Source organism: Sphingobium sp. VMM, assembly GCF_056790315.1.
On record NZ_JBXGSI010000006.1, the window covers coordinates 120,856 to 144,845 of the forward strand.

The window sequence follows — 23,990 nt, forward strand, 5'->3', positions numbered from 1 at the left end:
GCTTCACCCATTCACATGACTCCAGATGCGCGAGATCACGACCGATCCTTCGCCCACGGCGGAAGCTACGCGTTTCACCGATCCGGCGCGTACGTCGCCGACCGCGAAGATGCCGGCGCGGGAGGTTTCATAGGGGGAGGGGGCCTCGACCGCATCGCCGGTCAGCACGAACCCCTTGTCGTCCAGCGCCACCAGTCCCGACAGCCAGCCGGTATTGGGCGCCGCGCCGACCATGATGAACAGGGCGCAGCAGGCGATCTCGCGCGCGCTGCCGTCGGCATGACGGATGGTCACCGTGTCGAGCTGCGCATCGCCATGCAGGCTGTCAATTTCGGTGTCATAATGGATGGTGATCGCCGGGTCGGCCTCCAGCCGGCTCGACAGGTAGCTGGACATCGACAAAGCGAGCGAAGGCCCGCGCACCAGCAGATGGACATGGCGCGCACTGCGGCTGAGGAACATCGCCGCCTGGCCGGCGCTATTGCCGCCGCCGACCACCACGGCTTCGGCCTGGCGGCAATAGCGGGCCTCATTCTCGGTCGCGGCATAATAGATGCCGGCCCCCTCCAGCTCGGCGAGCCGGTCGATCGGCAGGCGGCGATATTCCACGCCGGTCGCGACCAGCACTGCGCGGGCGCAGATGCGCTGACCATTGTCGAAGACGCCGCAATAATGGCCGTCGCCGGTTTCCTCCAGCGCCGTCACCCGGCGCGGCATCAGGAAGCGGGTGCCAAACTTCATCGCCTGCACCTCGCCGCGCCAGACCAGGTCGGCGCCCGAAATGCCGGTGGGAAAGCCCATATAATTTTCGATCCGGCTCGACGTCCCCGCCTGACCGCCGATCGCGATATCCTCCACCACCAGCGCGTTGAGCCCTTCGGCCCCGGCATAGACGGCCGCCGCCACGCCGGCTGGCCCGCCGCCCACGATCAGCAGATCGACCGTCTCATTCTCGGTAAAGCCGCGATCGAGGCCGAACAGCCGGGCGACCTTCTCGGGCGTGGGATCGGCAACGACATTGTCGCGACCGAAGATCACGGCAGGCTGGTCCGCCTGCGCCCCGCAACTGGCAGCGACCCGCCGGGCGTCGTCGCTGCCCAGTGCGTGGGATGTGTAGGGCAGGCGGTTGCGGCTGGCGAATTCGGCGATGCAGCGCACCGCCCGATCCTCGTCCTCGCCGATCAGCACCAGGGTACTGTCGCCCATGTCGAGCTGCCGCCGGCGTCGCGCCGCCAGCACGGTGATGATGATGTCCGACATTTCCGGGATCGCCGCCATCAACCGCAGCATCGCCGGGCGCGGCACTTCCAGCACGCGGGTATCGCGCGCTGCGCGCATCGGGATCGACCAGCTGCCGCCGCCCAGGAAGGAAATCTCGCCCATGAACTGGGTCGGCCCGATGGTGGAGGGGACATGCCGCTCTTCGCCAAACGGATTGACCACCTCGATCTCGCCATCCTCGACATAGATGAAGCGGTCGACCGGGTCGCCGGGCCGGACGATATAGGTGCCCGCGGGATAGACCGCCTCGCTGCCCTCGGCCCGCAGCGCCGCGACATGCTCGGCCGTCAGCGGCACACGCTGCATCTCCCGCAGATCGCGCCCGATCGTTTCCATCGCCGGCCTCCCGCCACTCCGTGTCGCGCGATGATGGCGATGGTGCAGCCTGTGCGCAATGGTCGCGGGTGCTCGGGATGCGATCAGGCACATCAAAAGGTTGATCTCGATCAGCCCTGGCGCTCCGGCGCAAGGTGGCGCTTGCTTTCGCGCGGAAATGCCCCTTAGTCGGCACCTCCGTCACGGCAACGACAACAGGATGATAATGGGCAAGGCGAAATTTGGCTCCGTCAGCGGGCGCACGGATGCATGGGCGGCGCTGGGCCTGTTCCTCGGAATTGCCTTCTTCCTGGTAAGCGGCGCCGTCGCCTATCTCAATATCCAAGGCCTGGGCGAGAGCGACCGGGCGATCCGCCATACCCATAATGTGCTGATCGCGCTCGACGAACTGCTCTCGACCGCGCAGGATGCCGAGACCGGCCAGCGTGGCTATCTGCTGACGAGCGACCGCGGCTATCTGGAGCCCTATGAGAATGCGGTGGCGACCATGCCCGGCCGGCTCGATGCGCTGGGCAGGCTGACCCGCGACAACCCGACCCAGCAGAATAATCTCGCCCGCCTGCGGCGTCATGTCGATGCCAAGCTTGCCGAACTCAGGGAAACGATCGAGGCGCGGCGCAACCAGAGCATCATCCAGGCGCTGACGATCGTTACCACCGGCCGCGGCAAGCAGGAAATGGACGCCGTCCGGGCCCAGCTCGACACGATGGCGCGTGAGGAATTGCGACTGCGGGAAATCCGCCTCGCCGACATGGCATCGGCCTCGCAGACCGCGATCATGTCGGGGCTTGTCACCGGCCTTCTGGGCGTGGTGTTGACCATCGCCGTCTATCTGCTGGTGCGCCGCAACAGCAAGGCGCGCGCGCGCCAGGCCTGGTTGCAGGCGGGGCATCTGGGGCTGGCCGACGCCATGCGTGGCGACCAGAGCGTCGAGCAGCTGGGGGAGGCGATCCTCGCCTTCCTCGCGCGCTATCTCGGCTTCCAGGGCGGTGCGCTGTTCAAGGGGGAGGAAGGCCAGTTCAACCGCGTCGCGACGCTGGGCGTGCCGGCCGACGCCGACATGCCGCAGCGCTTCGTCGCCAAGGAAGGGCTGCTCGGCCAGGTCGCGGCTGAAGGGCGGGCGCAACTGCTGCATGACGTGCCCGATCATTATCTGACGATCGGCTCGGCCTTTGGCCGCGATCGTCCCCGCCATCTGCTGATCGTGCCGACCGTGACCGACGGCGTCGTCAATGCGGTGCTCGAACTGGGCGCCTTCGATCCGGTCGATGACCGTGTGCTCGAACTGTTGGAGGAAGCGAGCGCCGGCATGGGCATCGCACTGCGTTCGGCCCGTTTCCGCGCCCGGTTGCAGGACGCGCTGGAGGAAACCCAGCGCCAGGCCGAGGAATTGCAGGCCCAGGGCGAGGAACTGCGCGCCAATAATGACGAGCTGGAAACCCAGAGCCGCCAGCTTCAGGACTCCGCCTCCCGCCTGGAGGCGCAGCAGAGCGAACTGGAACAGACCAATGTCCAGCTGGAGGAGCAGGCCCGCCACATGCAGGCGCAGCGCGACGATCTCGCCCGTGCCCAGCTGTCGCTCCAGCAACAGGCCGCCGAGTTGGATCAGGCCAGCCGCTACAAATCCGAATTCCTCGCCAATATGAGCCATGAGCTGCGCACGCCGCTCAACTCGCTGCTCATCATGGCACGCCTGCTGGCGGAAAATCGTGCCGGCAATCTCAGCGCCGATCAGGTGCGTCATGCCGAGACGATCGAGACGTCGGGCAATGACCTGCTGACCCTGATCAACGACATTCTCGACATTTCCAAGATCGAGGCGGGCAAGCTGGAATTGCAGCCGCGTTCGGTGCGGATCGCGCCGATGCTGGACAAGCTGCAGGCGATCTTCGCGCCCTCGGCCCAGGCCAAGGGCCTGTCCTTCCGCCTCGCCGCCGGCGCCGATCCGGTCGAGATCGAAACCGATCCGCAGCGCGTCGAGCAGGTGCTGAAGAATTTCCTGTCCAATGCGATCAAGTTCACCGATCGGGGCGAGGTCGCGCTGACCGTCGGCCGGCATGCGGATGGCCGGGTCGCCTTCACCGTGCAGGACAGCGGCGTCGGTATTGCGGAAGCGCAGCAGAAGCTGATCTTCGAACCCTTCCGCCAGGCCGATGGCACGATCAGCCGCAAATATGGCGGCACCGGCCTTGGCCTATCCATCTCGCGCGAACTGGCGCGGCTGTTGGGCGGCGAACTGCGCGTCGAAAGCCAGCCGGGCGAGGGCAGTGCCTTCTCGCTGCTGCTGCCCGATCGCTTCGATCCCGCGCTCAGTCATCTGCCTTCGATCAGCCTGGCCGAAGCGCCGCGGCCCCAGCCGGTGGCGCCCGCGCGCCAGCGTGTCGCCAGCCTGGTCGATACCCAGGATGATCGCGAAACCCTGTCCGGGGATTCGCGCCTGATCCTGATCGTGGAGGATGATCCGGTCTTCGCCCGCATCCTGTGCGACATCGCGCATGAACAGGGCTTCCAGTGCCTGATCGCCGGCACCGCCGACGAAGGCGCGCTGATGGCTCGGCAATATCTGCCCCATGCCGTCATCCTGGACATGAACCTGCCCGACCATACCGGCCTGTCGGTGCTCGACCGGATCAAGCGCGACATGCGCACCCGCCACATCCCGGTCCATGTCGTGTCGGTCGATGATGACAGCCAGGCGGCGCTGGCCAGCGGCGCGATCGGCTATCTGTTCAAGCCGGTGAAGCGTGACGCGCTGATCGACATGCTCGAAGGGCTCGAAGCGCGCATGGCCCAGCGCATGCGCCGGGTTCTGGTGGTCGAGGACGACGCCCAGCAGGCCGAGAGCATCAAGCTGCTGCTCGCCTCGCGTGAGGTCGAGACGCTGGAGGCCCATTCGGCCGCCCAATGTTTCGAGATGCTGGGCCGCGAGACCTTCGACTGCATGGTGCTCGATCTCAACCTGCCCGATGCGTCCGGTTTCGATCTGCTCGAACGGTTGAGCGCAGACGACAGCGTCGGCTTCCCGCCAGTCATCGTCTATACCGGCCGCGACCTTGGCGCGGAGGAGGAACTGCGCCTGCGCCGCTATTCCAAGTCGATCATCGTCAAGGGCGCCAAATCGCCCGAACGGCTGCTCGATGAAGTGACGCTGTTCCTGCATCAGGTGGTGTCGGAACTGCCCGAACCCCAGCAGCAGTTGATCGCCCGTTCGCTCAGCCGCGACGAGGCGCTGGAAGGCAAAAATATTCTGGTTGTCGAGGATGATATACGGAACGTTTATGCTCTCACGAGCATTTTCGAACCCCATGGGGTTCATGTCCGTATCGCACGCAATGGCCGCGAGGCGCTTGTCGCGCTCGAAGAGGCTGCGCGCGCCGATGCGCCCAAGGTCGATCTCGTGCTGATGGACGTGATGATGCCCGAAATGGACGGCCTGACCGCGATGCGCGAAATCCGAAAGCAGGGCTGGGGCGTGGGCCTGCCGATCATCGCGCTCACGGCCAAGGCGATGGCGCAGGACCAGCAGGAATGTCTGGCGGCCGGTGCCAACGACTATCTCGCCAAGCCGCTCGACGTCGACAAGTTGCTCAGCCTGGTGCGTGTATGGATGCCGCGCTGATGGAAGAACATTTCGGGCCGCGGGACGAGCTGGAGCTCGACCTGCTGCTCGAAGCGATCTTCCGCCATTATCATTACGACTTTCGCGGCTATTCGCGCGGATCGCTGCATCGCCGGCTGGCCCGTGCCCAGCATCAGCATGGCTGCGACAGCCTGTCCCAGCTTCAGCATCTGCTGCTGCGCGATCCCGCCGTATTCGCCGACCTGATGGGCTTCCTCACCATCCAGGTGAGCGAGATGTTCCGCGATCCCGCCTATTTCCGGGCATTGCGCGAGCAGGTCGTGCCGCATCTCAAGACCTATCCTTCGCTCAAGGTATGGATCGCCGGTTGCGCCAATGGCGAGGAATTCTACTCGCTCGCGATCCTGTTCCGCGAGGAAGGGCTGGAGGATCGCACGATCTTCTACTGCACCGACATCAGCCCGGCCGCGCTGGAAAAGGCGGAAGCGGGCATCTACGCCATCGATCGTCTGCCGCAATTCAGCGAAAATCATCGGCTTGCGGGTGGGAAGGCCTCGCTGTCCGATTATTATACTGCCGCCTATGGCGCTGCCGTCTTCGACAAGACGCTGCGTCGCCGCGCGGTCTTTGCACAACATAATCTGGCGAGCGACCAGGTCTTCGGGGAGGTACAGCTGGTGTCCAGCCGTAATGTGCTCATCTATTTCGATCGCGAATTGCAGGACCGCGCGCTCGGCCTGTTCGGGGAATCGCTGGTCCGCGGCGGCTTCCTCGGGCTGGGCTCGAAGGAAACGCTGCGCTTCTCGCGTTATTCCGATGGCTTTGCCGATTTCGACGAGGGCGAGAAAATCTATCGCCGCAACCTTCAGGATCTGAAGGCGCTCGACCATGCAGCCTGAGCCCACCAAGATCCTGGCGGTCGACGATGTTGAGGAAAATCTGACTGCGCTTGAAGCGCTGCTGGCGGACGAGGGCGTGACCCTCATCAAGGCGCGATCGGGCATGCAGGCGCTCGAACTGCTGCTGGTGGAGGATGTCGCGCTGGCGCTGCTCGACGTGCAGATGCCGGGTATGGACGGGTTCGAGCTGGCCGAACTGATGCGCGGCACGGAACGGACCCGGCGTGTGCCGATCATCTTCCTGACCGCCGTGGCGACCGACGAGCGGCGCCAGTTTCGCGGCTATGAAAGCGGCGCGATCGACTATCTGTTCAAGCCGGTCGATCCCCATATTCTGCGGCACAAGGTCGCCTTGTTCGTCGAACTGTTCCAGCAGCGGCAGGAACTGGCGCGGGAACGGGACAGCCATGCCGCGGCGCTGGCCCGCATTCAGGCCCATGGCGACAACAGCCCGTTGGCGATCGTGGAAATCGATGCCCAGCGCCATGTCGTTGCCTGGTCCAAGGGGGCGGAACGACTGTTCGGCTGGCGTGCGGCAGAAGTGGCTGGTTTTGGTGCGTCCGAACTCAAATGGCTGGACGACAGCCAGCGTGGCGACTTTGCCGGCCTGATGGACGAGATGATCGCCGGCACCGTGCCGCGCACCAACCGCCTGCTGCGCTTCCACACGGCCGAGGGGCTGACCCTCGATTGCGAATGCTATTGCTCGGCGCTGCGCGATGCCGCCGGCCGGCTCTTCTCGATCAGCCTGCAGATCCTTGACGTGACCGAACGCAAGCGGGCGGAGGCAACGCAGAAGCTGCTGATCGGCGAACTTAACCACCGGGTGAAGAACACGCTGGCGTCAGTCCAGGCGATCGCCACCCAGACCTTGCGCCATTCGTCCGGCCCGTCCGATTTCGCCCCGACCTTCATCGGTCGCATCCACGCGCTGGCCAGCGCCCATTCGCTGCTGAGCGGCGAAACCTGGCAGGCCGCGCGGCTGGGCGATCTGATCGAGGGGCAGGTGACGATCGGCGCGATCGACGGAGAACGCTTCCATTGGAACGGGCCGGAGGTCGACCTGCGGCCCGAACCGGCGCTGCACCTGGCGCTGGTGCTGCACGAACTGGTGACCAACGCCCATAAATATGGTGCGCTGTCGGCCCCGGCCGGCCGTGTCGAACTGGAATGGCGCCTGACCAATGACCAGTTGGTTCTGGATTGGCGCGAACGCGGCGGCCCCCCGGTCGAACCGCCCAGCCGTCGCGGCTTCGGCACCGCGCTGATCGAGCGCAGCCTGCGTTCCGACGGCGGCAGTGCCCAGCCCCATTACGGCGCCGAGGGCATGGGATGGACGCTGACGCTGCCCTATGCCTCCAGCCCGCGCCTGCGCAAGAAGGCGCGTCCGGCGCCTCGAGAACAGGGCGCGAGCGGCAGTGGCAGTGACGGCAAGGCGCATCTGGGCGGCCGCCGCCTGCTGCTGATCGAGGATGAGCCGCTGGTGGCCTTCGAACTGGCCGCGACGCTGGAGGATGCGGGCGGCCATATCGTCGGGCAGGCTGCGACCGTGGCCGATGCGCTGGCCCTGATCGATCAGGCAGAATGCGACCTGGTGCTGCTTGACGGCAATCTCCAGGGTGAGGGGGTGGAGCAGGTTGCGCGTGTCCTGGCGGACCGGGCGATACCCTTCCTGTTCGTCAGCGGCTATGGGCGCGATCATCTGCCCGAGGCGTTCGATGCGGTGCCGGTGATCGAAAAGCCCTTCAAGGTCGCCGACTTGATCGACGCGATTGCCAAATTGGCGGTGCCGGCAACCGAGAAGTAATAGGCTCTTGAAGTCAGGACAGGGGGCGTACCGAACCGGGTTCGTTATGCCCTCGGTCGGTCCGCGGTCCAAAGGGCATGCAAGGAAACAGAACGCAAAAACCCCGTACTTCCGATGGAAGTCCGGGGTTTTTCTGCTTATCGTTCCGAACCGAAGTTCGGGCGAATAAGTTGGTCGGGGAAAGAGGATTCGAACCTCCGGCCCCTGCCTCCCGAAGACAGTGCTCTACCAGGCTGAGCTATTCCCCGACCGGTGCCGAAGCCGCTTTTGGGGCGGCCCCGTAAGGCAGGAGTGCGCCTATAGAGAGGGGTTTGAGGGCTGGCAAGCCACCTGATGCGCTTTTTTGAAAATTCTACAAAAGACCCGCATCGCGGAAGCTGAAACAGCCGCTCGGCGTGTCGATCCGATGGTCGGCTAGGTGGATGTCGAGCGCCCGCAGCCGGCGGTGCAGGCTGCGGGTCAGGGCGATGTCGACCGGCTGCGGCGCCGCACTGTGCCGCCGCTGGTGCAGGATGACCCGTCGCGCATCGCTGGCCAGCAGATGAGCCACCAGACAGGGCCAGTTGCCATCGGGGTGCAGCCGGTCGCGCGGCTGGCCGTCCTCGTCGAGAATCACCAATGTCAGCATCGCACCCCCTAGGCACGCAGCCTGTCAGCAATGGGCCGGGAGCGGAGACGCGGAATGATCCGTAGTGGCGGAACGGAGCGGGCCGGGCCGGCAGTCGCATCCGTTATGGCGCGACCTTTGGTCGGGACAGCGGGGCAGGGGGGATGCTACATGGACGGAACGCCCAGATTCATTCCCATCCCAGGATCACCGACCTTGCACGCCATGTCGCCGCAGCCGCCCCATTATGAAGAGCAATATCTCGACCTGATGCGCCATATCTGGCGCCATGGCGACGAGCGGATTGACCGCACCGGCGTTGGCACCCGATCGATCCTGGGCGCGACCCTGCGATTCTCGCTGGCCGACGATGCGGTGCCGCTGCTCACCACCAAGCGGGTCTATTGGAAGGTCGCCGCGCGCGAGATGCTGTGGTTCCTGACCGGCGACACCAATATCCGCGAACTGGTGAAGCAGAATGTCCATATCTGGACCGACTGGCCGCTCGACAGCTACCGCAAGGCGACCGGCGAGGATATCGACCGCGACGCGTTCGAGGCGCGAATTATCGAGGATGAAGCCTTTGCCCGGCAATGGGGTGATCTCGGTCCGGTCTATGGCGCCCAATGGGTGAACTGGCCGCGCTACGAGCCGGTCGGCGACGGCCTGTTCCGCCGGGCGGCGCAGGGCCACAACCAGATCGCTGCGCTGGTCGATGCGATTCGCACCAACCCCGGTTCGCGCCGCCTGCTCTTCACCGGTTGGAATGTCGCGGAAGTCGCGCAGATGGCCTTGCCGCCCTGCCACATGACCTATCAGTTCCAGGTGTCCGATGGCCGCCTCAACGGCCTGCTCTTCCAGCGCAGCTGCGACCTGGGATTGGGCTTTGCCTTCAACATCTTTGGCCTGTCGATGATCACCCGGATGCTGGCCCAGCAATGCGATCTGGAACCGGGCGAGGTGGTCTGGCAGGGCGGCGACGTCCATCTCTACCTCAACCATGCCGATCTGGTGGAGGAGCAGATCAGCCGCACCCCGGCGGGCGCGCCGAAGCTGCGGATCAATCGCCGGCCTTCAAGCATTTTCGACTATGGGATCGAGGATTTCGAGGTGCAGGATTATGCGCCGCAGGCCCATATTTCCGCGCCCGTCGCCGTCTGAGGTGACAGCGAAGGCGACAGGCGAAAAGGAATTGGGTCAGTAAGGCTTGCCTTGCGCGGCGTTGAAATATAATAATTGCCACAAGCAATATTATTGCAACGCACAATAGGAGGCAGGATGACCGATTCGATCGAATCCGGCGCTGTGACGGACGGGCAGGGGCGCAACCTGCCGCCGCTGCAGCTGCATGTGCCCGAGCCGCCCGCGCGGCCCGGTGAAAGCGCGGACTTCACCCATTTCGACATTCCCGCGGCCGACGCGGCGCCGCGTCCGGACGAGGCGACCCACCCGTCGCAGATGCGCGACTTCGCCTATGGGCTGGTCCGCGTGCTGGACGAGGATGGCCATGCGGTCGGCGCCTGGGACCCCAAGCTGCCGGCGGACACGCTGCTCAAAATGCTGCGCTACATGGCGCTGACCCGCGCTTTCGACGGCCGCATGTTCCGCGCCCAGCGCCAGGGCAAGACCAGCTTCTACATGAAGTCGACCGGCGAGGAGGCGGTGTCGATCGGCGCCGCGCTTGCCCTGTCGCGCGACGACATGTGCTTCCCCTCCTATCGCCAGCAGGGCATATTGATCGCGCGGGACTGGTCCATCGTCGACATGATGAACCAGATCTACTCGAACAAGGGCGACCGGATGAAGGGGCGCCAGCTGCCGATCATGTATTCGGCGCGCGAGGCCGGCTTCTTCTCCATCTCCGGCAACCTCACCACCCAATATCCCCAGGCTGTGGGCTGGGCGATGGCGAGCGCGGCCAAGGGCGATACCCGCATCGCTGCCACCTGGTGCGGCGAGGGCTCCACGGCGGAGGGCGACTTCCATTCGGCCTGCACCTTCGCCAGCGTCTATCGCGCGCCCGTCATCATGAATGTGGTGAACAACCAGTGGGCGATCAGCAGCTTCTCCGGCTTTGCCGGGGCGGAAGCGACCACCTTCGCCGCGCGCGCGATCGGCTATGGCATTGCCGGGCTGCGCGTCGACGGCAATGACGTGCTGGCCGTCTATGCCGCCACCCGCTGGGCCGCCGATCGCGCCCGCGCCAATGGCGGCCCGACCCTGATCGAGCATTTCACCTATCGCGTCGAAGGGCACAGCACGTCCGACGATCCGACCGCCTACCGCTCGGCCGAGGAAAGCAGCAAATGGCCGCTCGGCGATCCGATCGCGCGGCTGAAGCAGCATTGCATCACGCTGGGCATCTGGGACGAGGAACGCCACGCCGCGATGGACCAGGAACTGGCCGAGATGGTCCGCGACGCCGCGCGCGAGGCCGAAAAGAACGGCATATTGGGCCATGGCCTCCACCATCCGATGGAAAGCATGTTCCAGGACGTGTTCGAGGACATGCCCTGGCACCTGAAGGAACAGCAGCAGCAGATGCTCGACGAATGGAAGGCGGCAGGGCTGTGAACGACATGCGCATGGAAACGGTCGCCGCCGGCGGCCAGGACGAACCCGTCCAGATGAACATGATCCAGGCGATCAACAGCGCGCTGGACGTGATGATGGGCCGCGACCCCGATGTCGTGGTGATGGGCGAGGATGTCGGCTATTTCGGCGGCGTGTTCCGCGCCACCGCGGGCTTGCAGCAGAAATATGGCAAGAACCGGGTGTTCGACACGCCGATCACCGAATGCGGCATTATCGGCGTCGCGGTCGGCATGGGTGCCTATGGCCTGCGGCCGGTCCCCGAAATCCAGTTCGCCGACTATATCTATCCCGCGCTCGACCAGCTGGTGAGCGAGGCGGCGCGGCTGCGCTATCGCTCGGCCGGCGAGTTCATCTCGCCGATGACGGTGCGCTCGCCCTTTGGCGGCGGCATCTTCGGCGGCCAGACCCACAGCCAGAGCCCGGAGGGCATCTTCACCCATGTGTCCGGGGTCAAGACGGTGATCCCGTCCACCCCCTATGATGCCAAGGGCCTGCTGATCGCGGCGATCGAGGATAATGACCCGGTCATCTTCTTCGAGCCCAAGCGCATCTATAATGGCCCGTTCGACGGCCATTATGACACGCCGGCCAAGAGCTGGGCGGGCCATGTAGATGCGCAGGTGCCGCAGGGCTATTATCGCATCGACCTTGGCAAGGCGCGGATCGCCCGCCCCGGCGCGGCGCTGACCATCCTCTGCTATGGCACGATGGTCCATGTCGTCGAAAATACCGTGGCGAAGCTGGGCATCGATGCCGAGATCGTCGACCTGCGCAGCCTGGTGCCGCTCGATATCGACACGATCGAGGCGTCGGTCAGGAAGACCGGCCGCTGCCTGATCGTGCATGAAGCGACGCGGACCAGCGGTTTTGGCGCCGAACTGTCGGCGCTGGTGCAGGAACGCTGTTTCTATCATCTCGAAGCGCCGATCGAGCGCGTCACCGGCTTCGACACGCCTTATCCGCACAGTCTGGAATGGGCCTATTTCCCCGGCCCCGTGCGCATCCGCGAAGCCATCAACAAGATCATGCGGGACTGACCATCCCGCACCCCTTCCGTTCGTTTCGAGCGAAGTCGAGAAACGGAAGCGCCGCCCTATGATAAACGTGTCTCGACTTCGCTCGACACGAACGGAGAGTAAGATGGCCCTATTCACCTTCAAGCTGCCGGACATCGGCGAAGGCATTGCGCAGGCGGAGATTGTCGGCTGGCACGTCCAGGTCGGCGACCGGGTCGAGGAAGACCAGCCGATCGCCGACATGATGACCGACAAGGCGACGGTCGAGATGGAAAGCCCGGTCGCGGGCACGGTCGTCCGCCTGGCCGGCGAGCCGGGCGATCAGGTGTCGATCGGATCGATGCTGGTGGAGATCGAGACGGAAGGCGAGGGGGCGGCTGCCGCGCCCGTGCCGTCGGTCGAAACGGTCGAGGCCTCCATTGATGCTCCCCTCCCTTCCAGGGAGGGGCCGGGGGTGGGTGGCGAGCAAAGCGAGCTGCCTGCCGTTGAGCCAGAAGCACCGGCTTCGCCGGTACCCACCCCTAACCCCTCCCTGGAAGGGAGGGGGCCTGATGTTGCCGCCCCCATCCTCGCGTCCCCTGCCGTCCGCGCACGCGCCAGGGAACTGGGTGTCGATCTCGCCCTGGTGAAGCCGAACGGCGACCATATCCGCCACGCCGATCTCGACGCCTATCTCCTCTACGGTTCGGGGCAGGGCTATCGCCCGGCCGGCCGTACCGCACCGCGCGCCGACGAGCAGGTGAAGGTGATCGGCATGCGCCGCCGCATTGCCGAAAATATGGCCGCGTCCAAGCGCCACATCCCGCATTTCACCTATGTCGAGGAAATCGACGTCACCGCGCTGGAGGAGGCGCGGGCGCAGCTCAACGCGCACCGCGGCGATCGGCCCAAGCTCACCATGCTGCCGCTGCTGATCGTGGCGATCTGCAGGACGCTGCCCGACTTCCCGATGCTCAACGCCCGTTATGATGACGAGGCGGGCGTGGTGACGCGCCATGGCGCCGTCCATCTCGGCATGGCGACGCAGACCGACGCGGGCCTGATGGTCCCGGTGATCCGCGACGCGCAGGACAGGAATGTCTGGCAACTCGCGACCGAGATCCGCCGCCTCGCCGACGCCGCGCGCAGCGGCAAGGCGACGTCGGCCGAACTGTCGGGTTCCACCCTGACCCTGACGTCGCTTGGGGCCCTCGGCGGCATCGCCACCACCCCGGTCATCAACCGACCCGAAGTGGCGATCATCGGCCCCAACCGGGTGATCGAGCGGCCGATGTTCCGGGGGAAGGAGATCGTCGCGGCAAAGCTGATGAACCTGTCGATCAGTTGCGACCATCGCGTGGTCGACGGCTGGGACGCGGCCAGCTTCGTCCAGGCGGTGCGCAAGCTGCTGGAAACGCCGGTCCTGCTGTTCGAGGGCTGATGAATGCACGGGACCGGGGCGGCCATTGTCGCCCCGGTCCAGCCTGCGTCAGCGCACCTGCGCCCGATAGGTCAGCCGTCCCGATTGTCCCGGTGCCACGCTGTCGGGCAGGCGCCAGCGTATATGGGTAATATCCTCGGGCGTAGCGCGGCGGACACCGCCCAGCGGCGTCGGCAGCCATAATTGCTCCAGTCGGCCCCAATGGGCGCCGCCATCGACCGATGCCTGCATGGCGGGATCGGTCAGGTCGAGCAGGGTGCCGCGCGGCACCTGGCGAACCACGGTCAGCCCATGGGCCGTCCGGCTGCCTTCATGGCGCCAGTCGACCACGACGATCAACTGGTCGCCCGACATGGCGCGTTCGGCATTGGCGATGGTGCGGCGCGGGCGGCCATTGATGTCGGCCTGCACCCGTTCGACGAAGGTCCGGCTGTCGAGCCGCATATCCTGCGCCCCGGCCTGCCAGGATGCGGCCATGCCTGCGATCAGGCCCAGTCCCGCGATCAACCCTCTTGCCATGCGATATCCCCCTTATCGAATGTCCGCATCTCCTACGGCCAGTCTCCCCAATATTTGGTTAAGCCCCTGTTTGCCGTCTTCCTGATGCGATTCGCCGATGGCATTTGACCGGCCGGAGCGCCGGGTGCAGAGCAACATGGCGAATGCACAGGGGACGGATCGGGCGTGACCACCAACGAGGAACTGGAAGTCAATCGGCGGCGCGACCGTTTGCTGGCGTCGATCGCCTTGTCCTCGGGCGTCGGCCTGTTGCTGGCCTTGCCCTTCGCGCTGCGCGCGGGGGCCGAATTTTTCCTGCCGCTGACCGCCGCGCTGGTGATCGCGATCGCGCTGGTGCCGCTGCTCGAATGGCTGGAGCGGCGCGGGCTGCCCTCGGGCCTGTCGGCGCTGCTGGCGGTCGTCGCCTTCCTCAGCGTCGCCAACACCGCGCTGGTGCTGATCGTGGTGCCGGCGACCGACTGGTTCCGCATCCTGCCCCAGCGCCTACCCAAGATTCAGGCGACGCTGGCGCCGCTCATCGATTTTTATTCGCAGGCTCAGCGATTCGTCGACGAAACCGTCCAGATGCTGGTCGCGGGGCCGGCATCGGTCGCGCACCGGGCGGCGGTGGAAACGCCCGGATCGCTGCTGCAGTTCGCGGCCGCCTCCGCCCCGTCCGCGATCATCCAGATGGTGTTTGCGCTGCTCATCATCTATTTCTTCCTTGCCGGCTGGACCCGGCTGCGCCGCCGCACGATCAACAGCCGGGGCAGTTTCGACGGCGCCATGGCGGTCGCGCGGGTGATCCAGAATGTGGTCGACGCGACCTCCGCCTATGTGATGACGATCGCCACCATCAACCTGTGCCTGGGGCTCGCCGTGGCGCTGGCGCTCTGGCTTATCGGCATGCCCTCGCCCTGGATGTGGGGCGGCATCGTCGCATTGCTCAACTTCATTCCCTATTTCGGGCCGATGCTGGCCGCCGTGCTGCTGGCGCTGGGCGGCCTCATGGTGTTCGACGATGTCTGGACGGCGCTGCTGCCCGCCTTTCTCCAGATCGGCTTCCATCTGGTGGAGGCCAATGTCATCACGCCCACCATCCTTGGCCGTCGCCTGACGATGAACCCGCTGCTGATTCTCGTCTCGCTGACCTTCTGGGGCTGGGTCTGGGGCACGCCCGGTGCGCTGCTCGGCGTCCCGTTGCTCATCATCGTGCAGACCGTGGTGGCCGCCGCCGGCACGCCCGACATTGCCGGTTTCCTGTTCGAACAGGGGACGCTGACGGTCAGCCGTCGCAAAGAAAATGCAACAAGTGAAGAAACTGATGGCGAGGACGGTTGACAGCTTGGCCGGACCCGCATAGACGGCCGCCCACACCGAACGCGGGTGTAGCTCAGTTGGTTAGAGCGCCGGCCTGTCACGCCGGAGGTCGCGGGTTCGAGCCCCGTCACTCGCGCCACTTTCCCTGACAGGAAAGTCGGAAGGTAAACAGATTTGCATCATCTGGTGGCCATGGGTCACGATAGGATGCCGCCCTGCGCGGGTGTAGCTCAGTTGGTTAGAGCGCCGGCCTGTCACGCCGGAGGTCGCGGGTTCGAGCCCCGTCACTCGCGCCACTTCATCTTTGAAGTGATCCGATCGCAAGGCGATCCCTTCTTCCTCACATCGACATTGGCGGCGGGCCGACACCAACGGTATCGGCCCGTGACGATTCGTCTCAGAGGTGCTCGCCGGTCACATGCGGCGGCAGCGGTTCGTTGGCGAGCCAGCGATAGACGCCGCCGGCGGCCAGCGCGCCGATGATCGGCGCCACCCAGAACAGCCAGAGCTGATGCAGGGCCAGCCCGCCGACCAGCAGGGCAGGGCCGGTGCTGCGCGCCGGATTGACCGAGGTGTTGGTGACCGGGATGCTGATCAGGTGGATCAGCGTCAGCGCCAGGCCGATCGCGATCGGGGCAAAGCCCGCCGGCGCGCGGCTGTCGGTCGCGCCCAGGATGACGCTCAGGAAGCCGAAGGTCAGCACCATCTCGATCGCCAGCCCCGATGAGAGCGTGTAGCCGCCCGGCGAATGCAGGCCATAGCCATTGACCGCCAGGCCGTTGGGCGCCAGCTCATAGCCCGGCTGGCCGCTGGCGATGAACAGCAGCAGGGCGGCTGCGATCACCGCGCCCACCAGTTGCACGACGATATAGGGGGCGATGTCGCGGGCCGGGAAGCGCCCGCCGGCCCACAGGCCGATCGTTACCGCCGGATTGAGGTGACAGCCCGAAATATGACCGATGGAGAAGGCCATGGTCAGCACCGTGAGGCCGAAGGCCAGCGCCACGCCCAGCAGGCCGATGCCGACATCGGGAAAGGCGGCGGCCAGCACGGCGCTGCCGCACCCGCCGAACACCAGCCAGAATGTGCCGAAACATTCGGCAAATAGTCGCTTGCTCAATGGAACCATCGGATCCTCCTGTTGCACTGTGCGCCCGCCACCGGACATGGCTTGAGACCGGTGCGGGGTGGCGCCGCCCGGAGAATGCAGGATGACAGGAGGGGCGGTCCGCGGCATGGGCGGCCGATGCTGGTGACTGGCGCATGGACATGCCGTTGCCCCCGTTTCCGGCGAGCCGCCTGCATCGCGCAGAGCCGCGATGCGTCCGTTACGGTCGCCTAACGCTCAGGGATAAGGCGAAACACCATGGGCTGGGCATCGGGATTAACCCTGACGCCAGCGCCCCGTTTCCATCCAGGCGAGCAGCCGCCGCAGCGGCAGGATCCAGATCCAGATCAGGCCCAGGAAAATATAGACCGGCACCTGGCCCCACATCGGCAACTGGCCGATCAGCGGCGACAGGCTGCCGACCAGCACGGCCCAGCCCAGGATCAGTCCCAGGATCGCGAACATGCCGGCCGGCTTGCGCCAGCTGGGCTGATGATAATGGCGCGGGTCGATGCTCATCGGGTTCAGCCTGCCTCGATCACGGCGGTTTCGGTCAGGATCATGTCGAGCGGCAGATCCCACGGGTCGGCCGGCACATCATCCAGTTCCTGCGCCGACCAGGCAAGGCCGACGCGCAAGGCATCGGGATGGCGGGCAAAGGCGCGGTCATAATAGCCGCCACCCTGGCCAAGGCGGTTCATCCGCTGGTCGAAACCCAGCAGCGGCGCGATGATGACATCCGGCACCACCGCACCGCCTGACGGCTCGGGGTGGCTGGTGCCGAACAGGCCGGGGAACAGCTGGTCCTCGGGACGCCACAGCAGGAAATCCATGCTGCCGAGCCGATCGAGTACGCGCGGCAACGCCACCTGCTTGCCCATAACGCCCAGTTGCGGGGCCAGACGCTGCGCCGGCGCCTCGTCATCCAGCGCCATGTAGAGTGCGATCACCTGCGCGTCGGCGATACGCTGGGCGAGCGGGGAGGGGACGGCCTTGAACGCCAGCCTGTGGGTCAGCGCGTCGAGCGAGGCGACGAAGTTGCGCCGCCGCTGCCGGGCGATCGCGCGCAGGGTCGACTTGTCGGCGGCATCACTGTCGTCGGGCATGGGGTGCCTTTGCTGGGAAGAGGAGGGTGACGGGACCGCCTTGGCCGTTTGCTGGAATATCCTCTGACGCCTCAACGTCAGGTGGGGACCATGTAGATCGGGCCAGAGCCCGCCCAGGGACAGCCCCCGTGGATGTGATTATCGCCTCAGGGATGTTCGCTAAAGCTCGCACCAGGCAGTGCCCGTCGCCGCCAATCTAGGCGTCGGCGGCGCGGGCGGCAAGAGCCTCGCTCAGCTTTTCTACGCGCGCAGCCAACGCCTCGACCGCGCGGGCGGTCGGTTCGTCATCGCCATCCAGCGCCAGTTGCTCCTGTCGGCCGGCTGCGGCGCGCTTCAGTTCGTTGAGTTCGTCCGCCATGAACAGCGCCGCGAACAGCAAGGTGCGCACCTCGGTCAGGCCCGGCGTGCTGCGCTGCGCCTGATAGGCCTTGTCCTCGATGATCTGGGCCAGATGCGCCATATGCGCTTCCTCGCCATCGCGGCAGCGCAGCTGATAGGGGCGGCCGGCGATCTGCAGCATGATTTCAGCCATCGGTGCGCCCTCGCAATTCTCCGATCAGATCGTCCAGCGATTGCAATGCCGCCTGGGCGGCCATCTGGTCGATGCCGGAATTGCCATGGGGGACAGCCTGCGAAAGGCTGGCCACATTCTGTTCAAGCCGACTGATCGCGCGCTCCAGCGTGCCGATCGCCTGCATCATGCGGTCGCTTGCCATATTTTCTGCATAGCCAATGTTTTCGCCTTGCAAAAGCGCTGTTTGGACGGCTTGCCGCGCGCCGCGCCCCGCCTGCGGTTGACGCATGTGGATTGACGCGACAAAGGGAACCCAAATCGACTCGCCCGTTCGCGCGGGCATTCCATGCCAGTCATGAAAGACATCTTCCCGCTATGACCGTTTCCGACACGCAGCTCGCCAACGCCATCCGGGCGCTTTCCATGGACGCCGTGCAGGCTGCCAACAGCGGCCATCCCGGCATGCCGATGGGCATGGCTGACGTCGCCACCGTGCTGTTCAAGGATTATGTGAAGTTCGATCCGGCCGCGCCGAAATGGGCCGATCGCGACCGCTTCGTGCTGTCGGCCGGCCATGGCTCGATGCTGATCTACTCGCTGCTGAACCTCACCGGCTATGCCCGTCCGACGATGGACGACATCCGCGACTTCCGCCAGCTCAACAGCCCCTGCGCCGGCCACCCGGAGAATTTCGAGCTGGCAGGGGTCGAAGCGACCACCGGCCCGCTGGGTTCGGGCCTTGCCACCGCCGTCGGCATGGCGATTGCCGAGCGTCACCTGAATGCCGAGTTCGGCGACGATCTGGTCGATCACCGCACCTGGGTGATCGCCGGCGACGGCTGCCTGATGGAAGGCATCAACCATGAGGCGATCGGCCTTGCCGGTCACCTCAACCTCTCGCGCCTGATCGTGCTGTGGGACGACAACAAGATCACCATCGACGGCGCCGTCGATTTGTCGAGCAACGAAGATGTCCGCGCCCGTTATGCCGCCACCGGCTGGCATGTCGTGTCGTGCGACGGCCATGACGTTGCCGATGTCCGCCGCGCTATCGACGAAGCACTGGCCGATCCGCGTCCCTCGCTGATCGCCTGTGCCACCAAGATCGGTTATGGCGCGCCGAACAAGGCCGGCACCTCGGGCGTCCACGGCTCGGCGCTGGGCGAGGCCGAAGTCGCCGCCGCCCGCGAGTTCCTGGGCTGGACCGCCGAACCCTTCGTCGTCCCCGCCGACATCGACGCCGCCTGGAAGGCGATCGGTGCCAAGGGTGGTGATGTTCGCAAGGCCTGGGAAGGTCGCCTGGCAAATGCTTCGGAAGGCGCTGAATTTTTGCGGCGTATGGCGGGCGAACTGCCGGCTGGCTTCTCGCTCGACGCCTATATCGACAGCCTGATCGCCAACCCGCAGAAGGTCGCCACCCGCAAGGCCAGCGAACTGGCGCTGGGCGCGATCAACGATCTGCTGCCCGAAACCGTCGGCGGCTCGGCCGACCTCACCGGCTCGAACAACACCAAGACCAAGTCGACCGGCCCGCTGACCCGTGACGATTATTCGGGCCGCTATGTCTATTATGGCATCCGCGAATTCGGCATGGCCTGCGCGATGAACGGCATGGCGCTGCATGGTGGCGTGATCCCCTATGGCGGCACCTTCCTGGTCTTCTCCGACTATATGCGCGCCGGCATCCGCCTCGCCGCGCTGCAGGAACAGCGCGTGATCCACGTCCTCACCCATGACTCGATCGGTCTGGGCGAAGACGGCCCGACCCACCAGCCGATCGAGCATGTCATGTCGATGCGCATGATCCCGAACCTCGACGTCTATCGCCCGGCCGACATCGTCGAGACGGCGGAGTGCTGGGAATTGGCGCTCAAGGATGCGACCGGCCCGTCGGTGCTGGCGCTGACCCGCCAGAACCTGCCGCAGCTGCGCCTGGAAAAAGCTGAGAATCTGTCGGCCAAGGGCGCCTATCGCCTGGTCGCCGCGACCGCCGATCGCAAGGTCGTGCTGCTCGCCACCGGTTCGGAAGTCGAGATCGCCGTCGCCACCGCAAAGGCGCTGGAAGAGCAGGGCATCGGCGCCGACGTCGTGTCGATGCCCAGCTGGGCCCATTTCGACGCGCAGGACGCCGCCTACAAGGCCGACATCCTGCCCGCCGGCGTGCTGCGCGCCTCGATCGAGGCCGGCACCACCTTCGGCTGGGAACGCTATACCGGCCTTGACGGCCTGCGCTTCGGCATCGACAGCTTCGGCGCGTCGGCCCCTGCCGAAGTGCTCTACGACCATTTCGGCCTGACCGCCGCCAAGATCGCTCCGCAGATCAAGGCCGCGCTCGGCGCCTGAGCCCAAGACCTACACGCAAACCGGGAGACAAGTGCAGTGGCAACGAAGGTAGCAATCAACGGTTTCGGCCGCATCGGTCGTCTGGTGGCGCGCGCCATCCTCTCGCGCACCGACCATGATCTGGAACTGGTGAGCATCAACGACCTGGGCGATGCCAAGGCCAATGCCCTGCTGTTCAAGCGCGACTCGGTCCATGGCAACTGGGCCGGCGAAGTCAGCGTCGACGGCGATTTCCTGGTGGTCGACGGCAAGAAGATCAAGGTGACGGCAGAGCGCGATCCCGCCAACCTGCCGCACGCCGAACTGGGCGTCGAAATCGCCCTGGAATGCACCGGCATCTTCACCAGCAAGGACAAGGCCGGCGCCCACCTGACCGCCGGCGCCAAGCGCGTCGTCATCTCGGCACCGGGTACCAATGTCGACAAGACTGTCGTCTTCGGTGTCAACCATGACGAGCTGACCGCCGACGACATCATCATCTCGAACGCCAGCTGCACCACCAACTGCCTGGCGCCGCTCGCCAAGGTGCTGAACGATTCGATCGGCATCGAACGCGGCTTCATGACCACGATCCACAGCTACACCAACGATCAGAACACGCTGGACCAGATCCACAAGGACATGCGTCGCGCCCGCGCCGCTGCCCTGTCGATGATCCCGACCACCACCGGTGCCGCCCGCGCCGTGGGTGAGGTTCTGCCGGCGCTCAAGGGCAAGCTGGACGGTTCGTCGGTCCGCGTGCCGACCCCGAACGTCTCGGTCGTCGACCTGAAGTTCATCCCCAGCCGCGCCACCACGGTCGAGGAAGTCAACGGCCTGCTCAAGGCTGCGTCGGAATCCGGCCCGCTCAAGGGTATCCTCGGCTATTCGGACGAGCCGCTGGTCTCGATCGATTATAATGGCGATCCGCGCAGCTCGACCGTCGACAGCCTGGAAACGGCCGTGATCGAGGGCAACCTGGTCCGCGTGCTCAGCTGGTACGACAATGAATGGGGCTTCTCGAACCGCATGATCGACACCTCGGGTGTCATGGCGAAGTTCCTCTAAGCCTTCTCAGCCCCGCCGGATCAACCGGCGGGGTTTTTCTTCTGATATAATTCCAAATTCTAGGAGCGATCATGGCAAAGCCGTTCAAGACACTCGACGACATGGGCGACATCACCGGCAAGGTGGTGCTGGTGCGCGAGGATCTGAACGTGCCGATGCAGGACGGTTCGGTCAGCGACGACACCCGTCTGCGCGCGGCGATGCCGACTATCCTGGAACTGGCCGATCGCGGCGCCAAGGTGCTGATCCTGGCCCATTTCGGCCGGCCCAAGGGTCAGAAGAACCCGGAATTTTCGCTGAGCAAGATCACCCGTCCGCTGACCCAGGTGCTGGGCCGCGAGGTGCAGTTCATTCCCGACTGCCAGGGTGAAGCCGCGACCGACGGTATCAAGGTGATGCGCAACGGCGACATCGCCATCCTCGAAAATACCCGCTTCCATGCCGGCGAGGAAAAGAACGACCCCGCGCTGGTCGATGCGATCGCCGCGATCGGCGATCTCTATGTCAACGACGCCTTTTCCGCCGCGCACCGCGCCCATGCTTCGACCGAGGGGCTGGCCCACAAGCTGCCCGCCTTTGCCGGCCGCTCGATGGAAAAGGAGCTGGACGCGCTCGAAGCCGCGCTCGGTGCCCCGGTCAAGCCGGTCGCGGCCGTCGTCGGCGGCGCCAAGGTGTCGACCAAGCTCGACGTGCTCAACAATCTCGTCACCAAGGTCGATCATCTGATCATCGGCGGCGGCATGGCCAACACCTTCCTCCATGCCCGTGGCGTCGATGTCGGCAAGTCGCTGTGCGAAAAGGATCTGGCCGACACGGCGGACGCCATCTTCGACAAGGCGGAAGAAGCCGGCTGCATCATCCATCTGCCCTATGACGTGGTCGTGGCGAAGGAATTTGCCGCCAACCCGCCGTCGGTCCGGACCTGCAACGTCCATGAAGTCGCCGAGGACGAGATGATCCTCGACGTCGGTCCGGCCGCGGTCGAGGCGCTGGGCGATGCGCTCAAGAATTGCCGCACCCTGGTGTGGAACGGCCCGCTCGGCGCGTTCGAGATCGCGCCCTTCGACGCCGCGACCGTCGCCCTTGCCAAGACCGCGGCGGCGCTCACCAAGGAAGGGCAGCTGGTCTCGGTCGCGGGCGGTGGCGACACCGTCGCCGCGCTCAACCATGCCGGCGCGGCCGCCGACTTCACCTTCATCTCGACCGCTGGCGGCGCCTTCCTCGAATGGATGGAAGGCAAGGAACTGCCGGGCGTGAAGGCGCTCTACGCCTAAGCCTTTTGACGGCGGGGGCGTCAGCGCGTGGCGCTGGCGCCCCGGTCGAACAGGATGAAGACCAGCGCGGCCACGCCGCCAATCGCTGCACCGGCGATCGCGCTCAGGCTCCAGCCGCCCGCTTCATAGGTGGTCGACCCGATCACCGATCCCAGCGCCCCCACCACGAACATCACCGTCATATAGGCCGCGTTGATCCGGCCGCGCGCATGGGGATCGAGCGAGAAGATCAGCTTCTGCCCGGTGATCTGGCTGACCTGCACCGCCGCATCGATCAGCACCGCCATGATGGTGAAGCCGATCAGGCTGCCCGCCGCCACCGTCCAGTCCGCCAGCAGGAAGCCGATCGATAGCGCGATCAGCGCGCCGAGCGAGGCCGGGCCGGTCAGGCGCCGGTCCGCCAGCCAGCCCGCCACCGGCGCCACCAGCGCGCCGCCTGCGCCAGCGAGCGCAAAGGCGCCGATGCCGTTATGGCCCAGGCCAAAGTCATGGATCAGGCTTAGCGGCGCGGCGGTCCAGAACAGGTTGAACGCCGCGAACATCGAGGCCTGGTAGAAGGCGCGCATCCGCACGACGCGATATTTGCCAAGCTGCGAGAAGGTGGAGCTTAGGACTTCGCCATAATGCATGCCGCCCTTGGGCCGGCGCTGCGGACAGGCGATCAGCAGCGCGATCGCGACCAGCGCGATCACCCCGGCCGACAGCAGGAAGGTCGCACGCCAGCCCATCGAACCAGCAAGGAAGCTGGCGATCGGCCGCGACAGCATGATGCCGAACAGCAACCCGCTCATCACTGTGCCGACCACGCGCCCCTGCCGCTCGGGTGGGGCGAGGTGAGAGGCCAGCGGGATCAGCACCTGCACGCCGGTCGCGCCGACGCCGGTCATGACCGACGCGATCAGGAAGGTCGCGGGACCATTGGACAGGGCGATGGCGATACAGCCCAGCACCGTCGCCACCGCCGATATCAGCACGATCCGCCGGTTCTCGAACAGGTCGGCCAGCGGCACCACCAGGATGATGCCCAGGCCATAGCCAAGCTGCGTCAGCGTGGTGATGAGGCCTGCGACCCCGGCCGACATGCCGATCTCCGGCCCGATCACGTCGATCAGTGTCTGGGCATAATAGAGGTTGGCCACCATCGTCCCGCACGCGACCGCCATCAGCAATATGGCAAAGCGGGACAGGGGCGCATCATCGCGCGGCAGGGGCAGGGCGGCAGAATGGGTCATGCCGCCC

General features: G+C 65.7%; 20 protein-coding genes, 3 tRNA genes and 1 other RNA gene. 13 read left to right on the plus strand and 11 right to left on the minus strand.

Annotation, left to right across the window (positions count from 1 at the left end; genetic code table 11):
* Positions 1–3 precede the first annotated feature (3 nt).
* Positions 4–1,617 (minus strand): FAD-dependent oxidoreductase, encoded by a 1,614-nt coding sequence (locus tag ACUCV3_RS09725; RefSeq protein WP_048937352.1) that lies wholly within the window; start codon positions 1,615–1,617, stop codon positions 4–6.
* A gap of 205 nt (positions 1,618–1,822) precedes the next feature.
* Between ACUCV3_RS09725 and ACUCV3_RS09730 the strand changes: the two genes are divergently transcribed.
* Genes ACUCV3_RS09730 through ACUCV3_RS09740 form a run of 3 tightly spaced genes read left to right on the plus strand, consistent with a single transcriptional unit; the run spans position 1,823 to position 7,903 of the window.
* On the plus strand, positions 1,823–5,236 hold the full coding sequence (locus tag ACUCV3_RS09730) for a response regulator (RefSeq protein ID WP_048937351.1): 3,414 nt from the start codon (positions 1,823–1,825) through the stop codon (positions 5,234–5,236).
* Positions 5,221–6,096 (plus strand): CheR family methyltransferase, encoded by an 876-nt coding sequence (locus ACUCV3_RS09735; protein ID WP_048937350.1) that lies wholly within the window; start codon positions 5,221–5,223, stop codon positions 6,094–6,096. Before ACUCV3_RS09730 ends, ACUCV3_RS09735 begins: the two co-directional genes overlap by 16 nt.
* Complete coding sequence (locus ACUCV3_RS09740) at positions 6,086–7,903, plus strand: response regulator (RefSeq protein ID WP_048937349.1); 1,818 nt, start codon at positions 6,086–6,088, stop codon at positions 7,901–7,903. The genes ACUCV3_RS09735 and ACUCV3_RS09740 overlap by 11 nt, the downstream gene beginning before the upstream one ends.
* A gap of 171 nt (positions 7,904–8,074) precedes the next feature.
* Here the strand turns inward: ACUCV3_RS09740 and ACUCV3_RS09745 are convergent.
* Positions 8,075–8,151: transfer RNA gene (locus tag ACUCV3_RS09745), tRNA-Pro, on the minus strand.
* Between the two features lie 104 nt (positions 8,152–8,255).
* Positions 8,256–8,531 carry a JAB domain-containing protein gene (locus tag ACUCV3_RS09750; protein ID WP_048937348.1) on the minus strand — a complete coding sequence of 92 codons (276 nt, stop codon included), beginning with the start codon at positions 8,529–8,531 and terminating at the stop codon, positions 8,256–8,258.
* A 204-nt stretch (positions 8,532–8,735) separates the two neighbouring features.
* On the opposite strand from ACUCV3_RS09750, the gene thyA reads away from it, so the two are divergent.
* The 4 genes from thyA (at position 8,736) to ACUCV3_RS09770 (ending at position 13,541) form a co-directional block, all read left to right on the plus strand.
* Positions 8,736–9,671 (plus strand): thymidylate synthase, encoded by a 936-nt coding sequence (gene thyA / locus ACUCV3_RS09755; protein ID WP_048937347.1) that lies wholly within the window; start codon positions 8,736–8,738, stop codon positions 9,669–9,671.
* Between the two features lie 117 nt (positions 9,672–9,788).
* Positions 9,789–11,084, plus strand: coding sequence for a 3-methyl-2-oxobutanoate dehydrogenase (2-methylpropanoyl-transferring) subunit alpha (locus ACUCV3_RS09760; RefSeq protein WP_010337241.1), 1,296 nt, complete (start codon positions 9,789–9,791; stop codon positions 11,082–11,084).
* Between the two features lie 53 nt (positions 11,085–11,137).
* Positions 11,138–12,142 carry an alpha-ketoacid dehydrogenase subunit beta gene (locus ACUCV3_RS09765; protein WP_048937382.1) on the plus strand — a complete coding sequence of 335 codons (1,005 nt, stop codon included), beginning with the start codon at positions 11,138–11,140 and terminating at the stop codon, positions 12,140–12,142.
* Positions 12,143–12,245: 103 nt separating this feature from the next.
* Entirely contained in the window at positions 12,246–13,541 is a 1,296-nt protein-coding gene (locus tag ACUCV3_RS09770) for a dihydrolipoamide acetyltransferase family protein (protein WP_048937346.1), read from the plus strand.
* A gap of 48 nt (positions 13,542–13,589) precedes the next feature.
* On the opposite strand, the gene ACUCV3_RS09775 is transcribed toward ACUCV3_RS09770, so the two are convergent.
* Positions 13,590–14,060: a hypothetical protein gene (locus ACUCV3_RS09775; protein ID WP_048937345.1), complete on the minus strand. Its 471-nt coding sequence runs from the start codon at positions 14,058–14,060 to the stop codon at positions 13,590–13,592.
* Between the two features lie 165 nt (positions 14,061–14,225).
* Here ACUCV3_RS09775 and ACUCV3_RS09780 point away from each other — a divergent pair, with 165 nt between their 5' ends.
* From ACUCV3_RS09780 to ACUCV3_RS09790, 3 genes are all read left to right on the plus strand, one after another.
* Positions 14,226–15,380, plus strand: a complete 1,155-nt coding sequence (locus tag ACUCV3_RS09780) for an AI-2E family transporter (protein ID WP_004211703.1) — start codon at positions 14,226–14,228, stop codon at positions 15,378–15,380.
* A 41-nt stretch (positions 15,381–15,421) separates the two neighbouring features.
* Positions 15,422–15,498 (plus strand) — tRNA-Asp (locus ACUCV3_RS09785).
* A gap of 80 nt (positions 15,499–15,578) precedes the next feature.
* Positions 15,579–15,655 (plus strand) — tRNA-Asp (locus tag ACUCV3_RS09790).
* 101 nt (positions 15,656–15,756) lie between these two features.
* On the opposite strand, the gene aqpZ is transcribed toward ACUCV3_RS09790, so the two are convergent.
* The 6 genes from aqpZ to ACUCV3_RS09820 form a co-directional block, all read right to left on the minus strand.
* On the minus strand, positions 15,757–16,488 hold the full coding sequence (aqpZ, locus tag ACUCV3_RS09795) for an aquaporin Z (RefSeq protein ID WP_048937381.1): 732 nt from the start codon (positions 16,486–16,488) through the stop codon (positions 15,757–15,759).
* Positions 16,489–16,743: 255 nt separating this feature from the next.
* A complete protein-coding gene (locus ACUCV3_RS09800) occupies positions 16,744–16,986 on the minus strand; it encodes a DUF2842 domain-containing protein (protein WP_010337236.1) in 243 nt (80 codons plus the stop codon).
* 5 nt (positions 16,987–16,991) lie between these two features.
* A complete protein-coding gene (locus ACUCV3_RS09805) occupies positions 16,992–17,573 on the minus strand; it encodes a 5-formyltetrahydrofolate cyclo-ligase (protein WP_048937344.1) in 582 nt (193 codons plus the stop codon).
* A 28-nt stretch (positions 17,574–17,601) separates the two neighbouring features.
* Positions 17,602–17,758, minus strand: a non-coding RNA gene (gene ssrS / locus ACUCV3_RS09810) — 6S RNA.
* An 11-nt stretch (positions 17,759–17,769) separates the two neighbouring features.
* Positions 17,770–18,105 carry a cell division protein ZapA gene (locus ACUCV3_RS09815; protein ID WP_048937343.1) on the minus strand — a complete coding sequence of 112 codons (336 nt, stop codon included), beginning with the start codon at positions 18,103–18,105 and terminating at the stop codon, positions 17,770–17,772.
* The gene (locus ACUCV3_RS09820) at positions 18,098–18,430 is read right to left on the minus strand and encodes a hypothetical protein (RefSeq protein ID WP_137405447.1); all 333 of its coding nucleotides are present in this window, start codon (positions 18,428–18,430) and stop codon (positions 18,098–18,100) included. Before ACUCV3_RS09820 ends, ACUCV3_RS09815 begins: the two co-directional genes overlap by 8 nt.
* A 32-nt stretch (positions 18,431–18,462) precedes the next feature.
* Between ACUCV3_RS09820 and tkt the strand changes: the two genes are divergently transcribed.
* From tkt to ACUCV3_RS09835, 3 genes are all read left to right on the plus strand, one after another.
* The gene (tkt, locus tag ACUCV3_RS09825; RefSeq protein ID WP_048937342.1) at positions 18,463–20,430 is read left to right on the plus strand and encodes a transketolase; all 1,968 of its coding nucleotides are present in this window, start codon (positions 18,463–18,465) and stop codon (positions 20,428–20,430) included.
* 36 nt (positions 20,431–20,466) lie between these two features.
* The gene (gene gap / locus ACUCV3_RS09830; RefSeq protein WP_004211711.1) at positions 20,467–21,477 is read left to right on the plus strand and encodes a type I glyceraldehyde-3-phosphate dehydrogenase; all 1,011 of its coding nucleotides are present in this window, start codon (positions 20,467–20,469) and stop codon (positions 21,475–21,477) included.
* A gap of 71 nt (positions 21,478–21,548) precedes the next feature.
* Entirely contained in the window at positions 21,549–22,751 is a 1,203-nt protein-coding gene (locus tag ACUCV3_RS09835; protein WP_037507546.1) for a phosphoglycerate kinase, read from the plus strand.
* A 20-nt stretch (positions 22,752–22,771) separates the two neighbouring features.
* Here the strand turns inward: ACUCV3_RS09835 and ACUCV3_RS09840 are convergent, their stop codons facing one another.
* Positions 22,772–23,983 carry an MFS transporter gene (locus ACUCV3_RS09840; RefSeq protein WP_048937341.1) on the minus strand — a complete coding sequence of 404 codons (1,212 nt, stop codon included), beginning with the start codon at positions 23,981–23,983 and terminating at the stop codon, positions 22,772–22,774.
* Positions 23,984–23,990 lie beyond the last annotated feature (7 nt).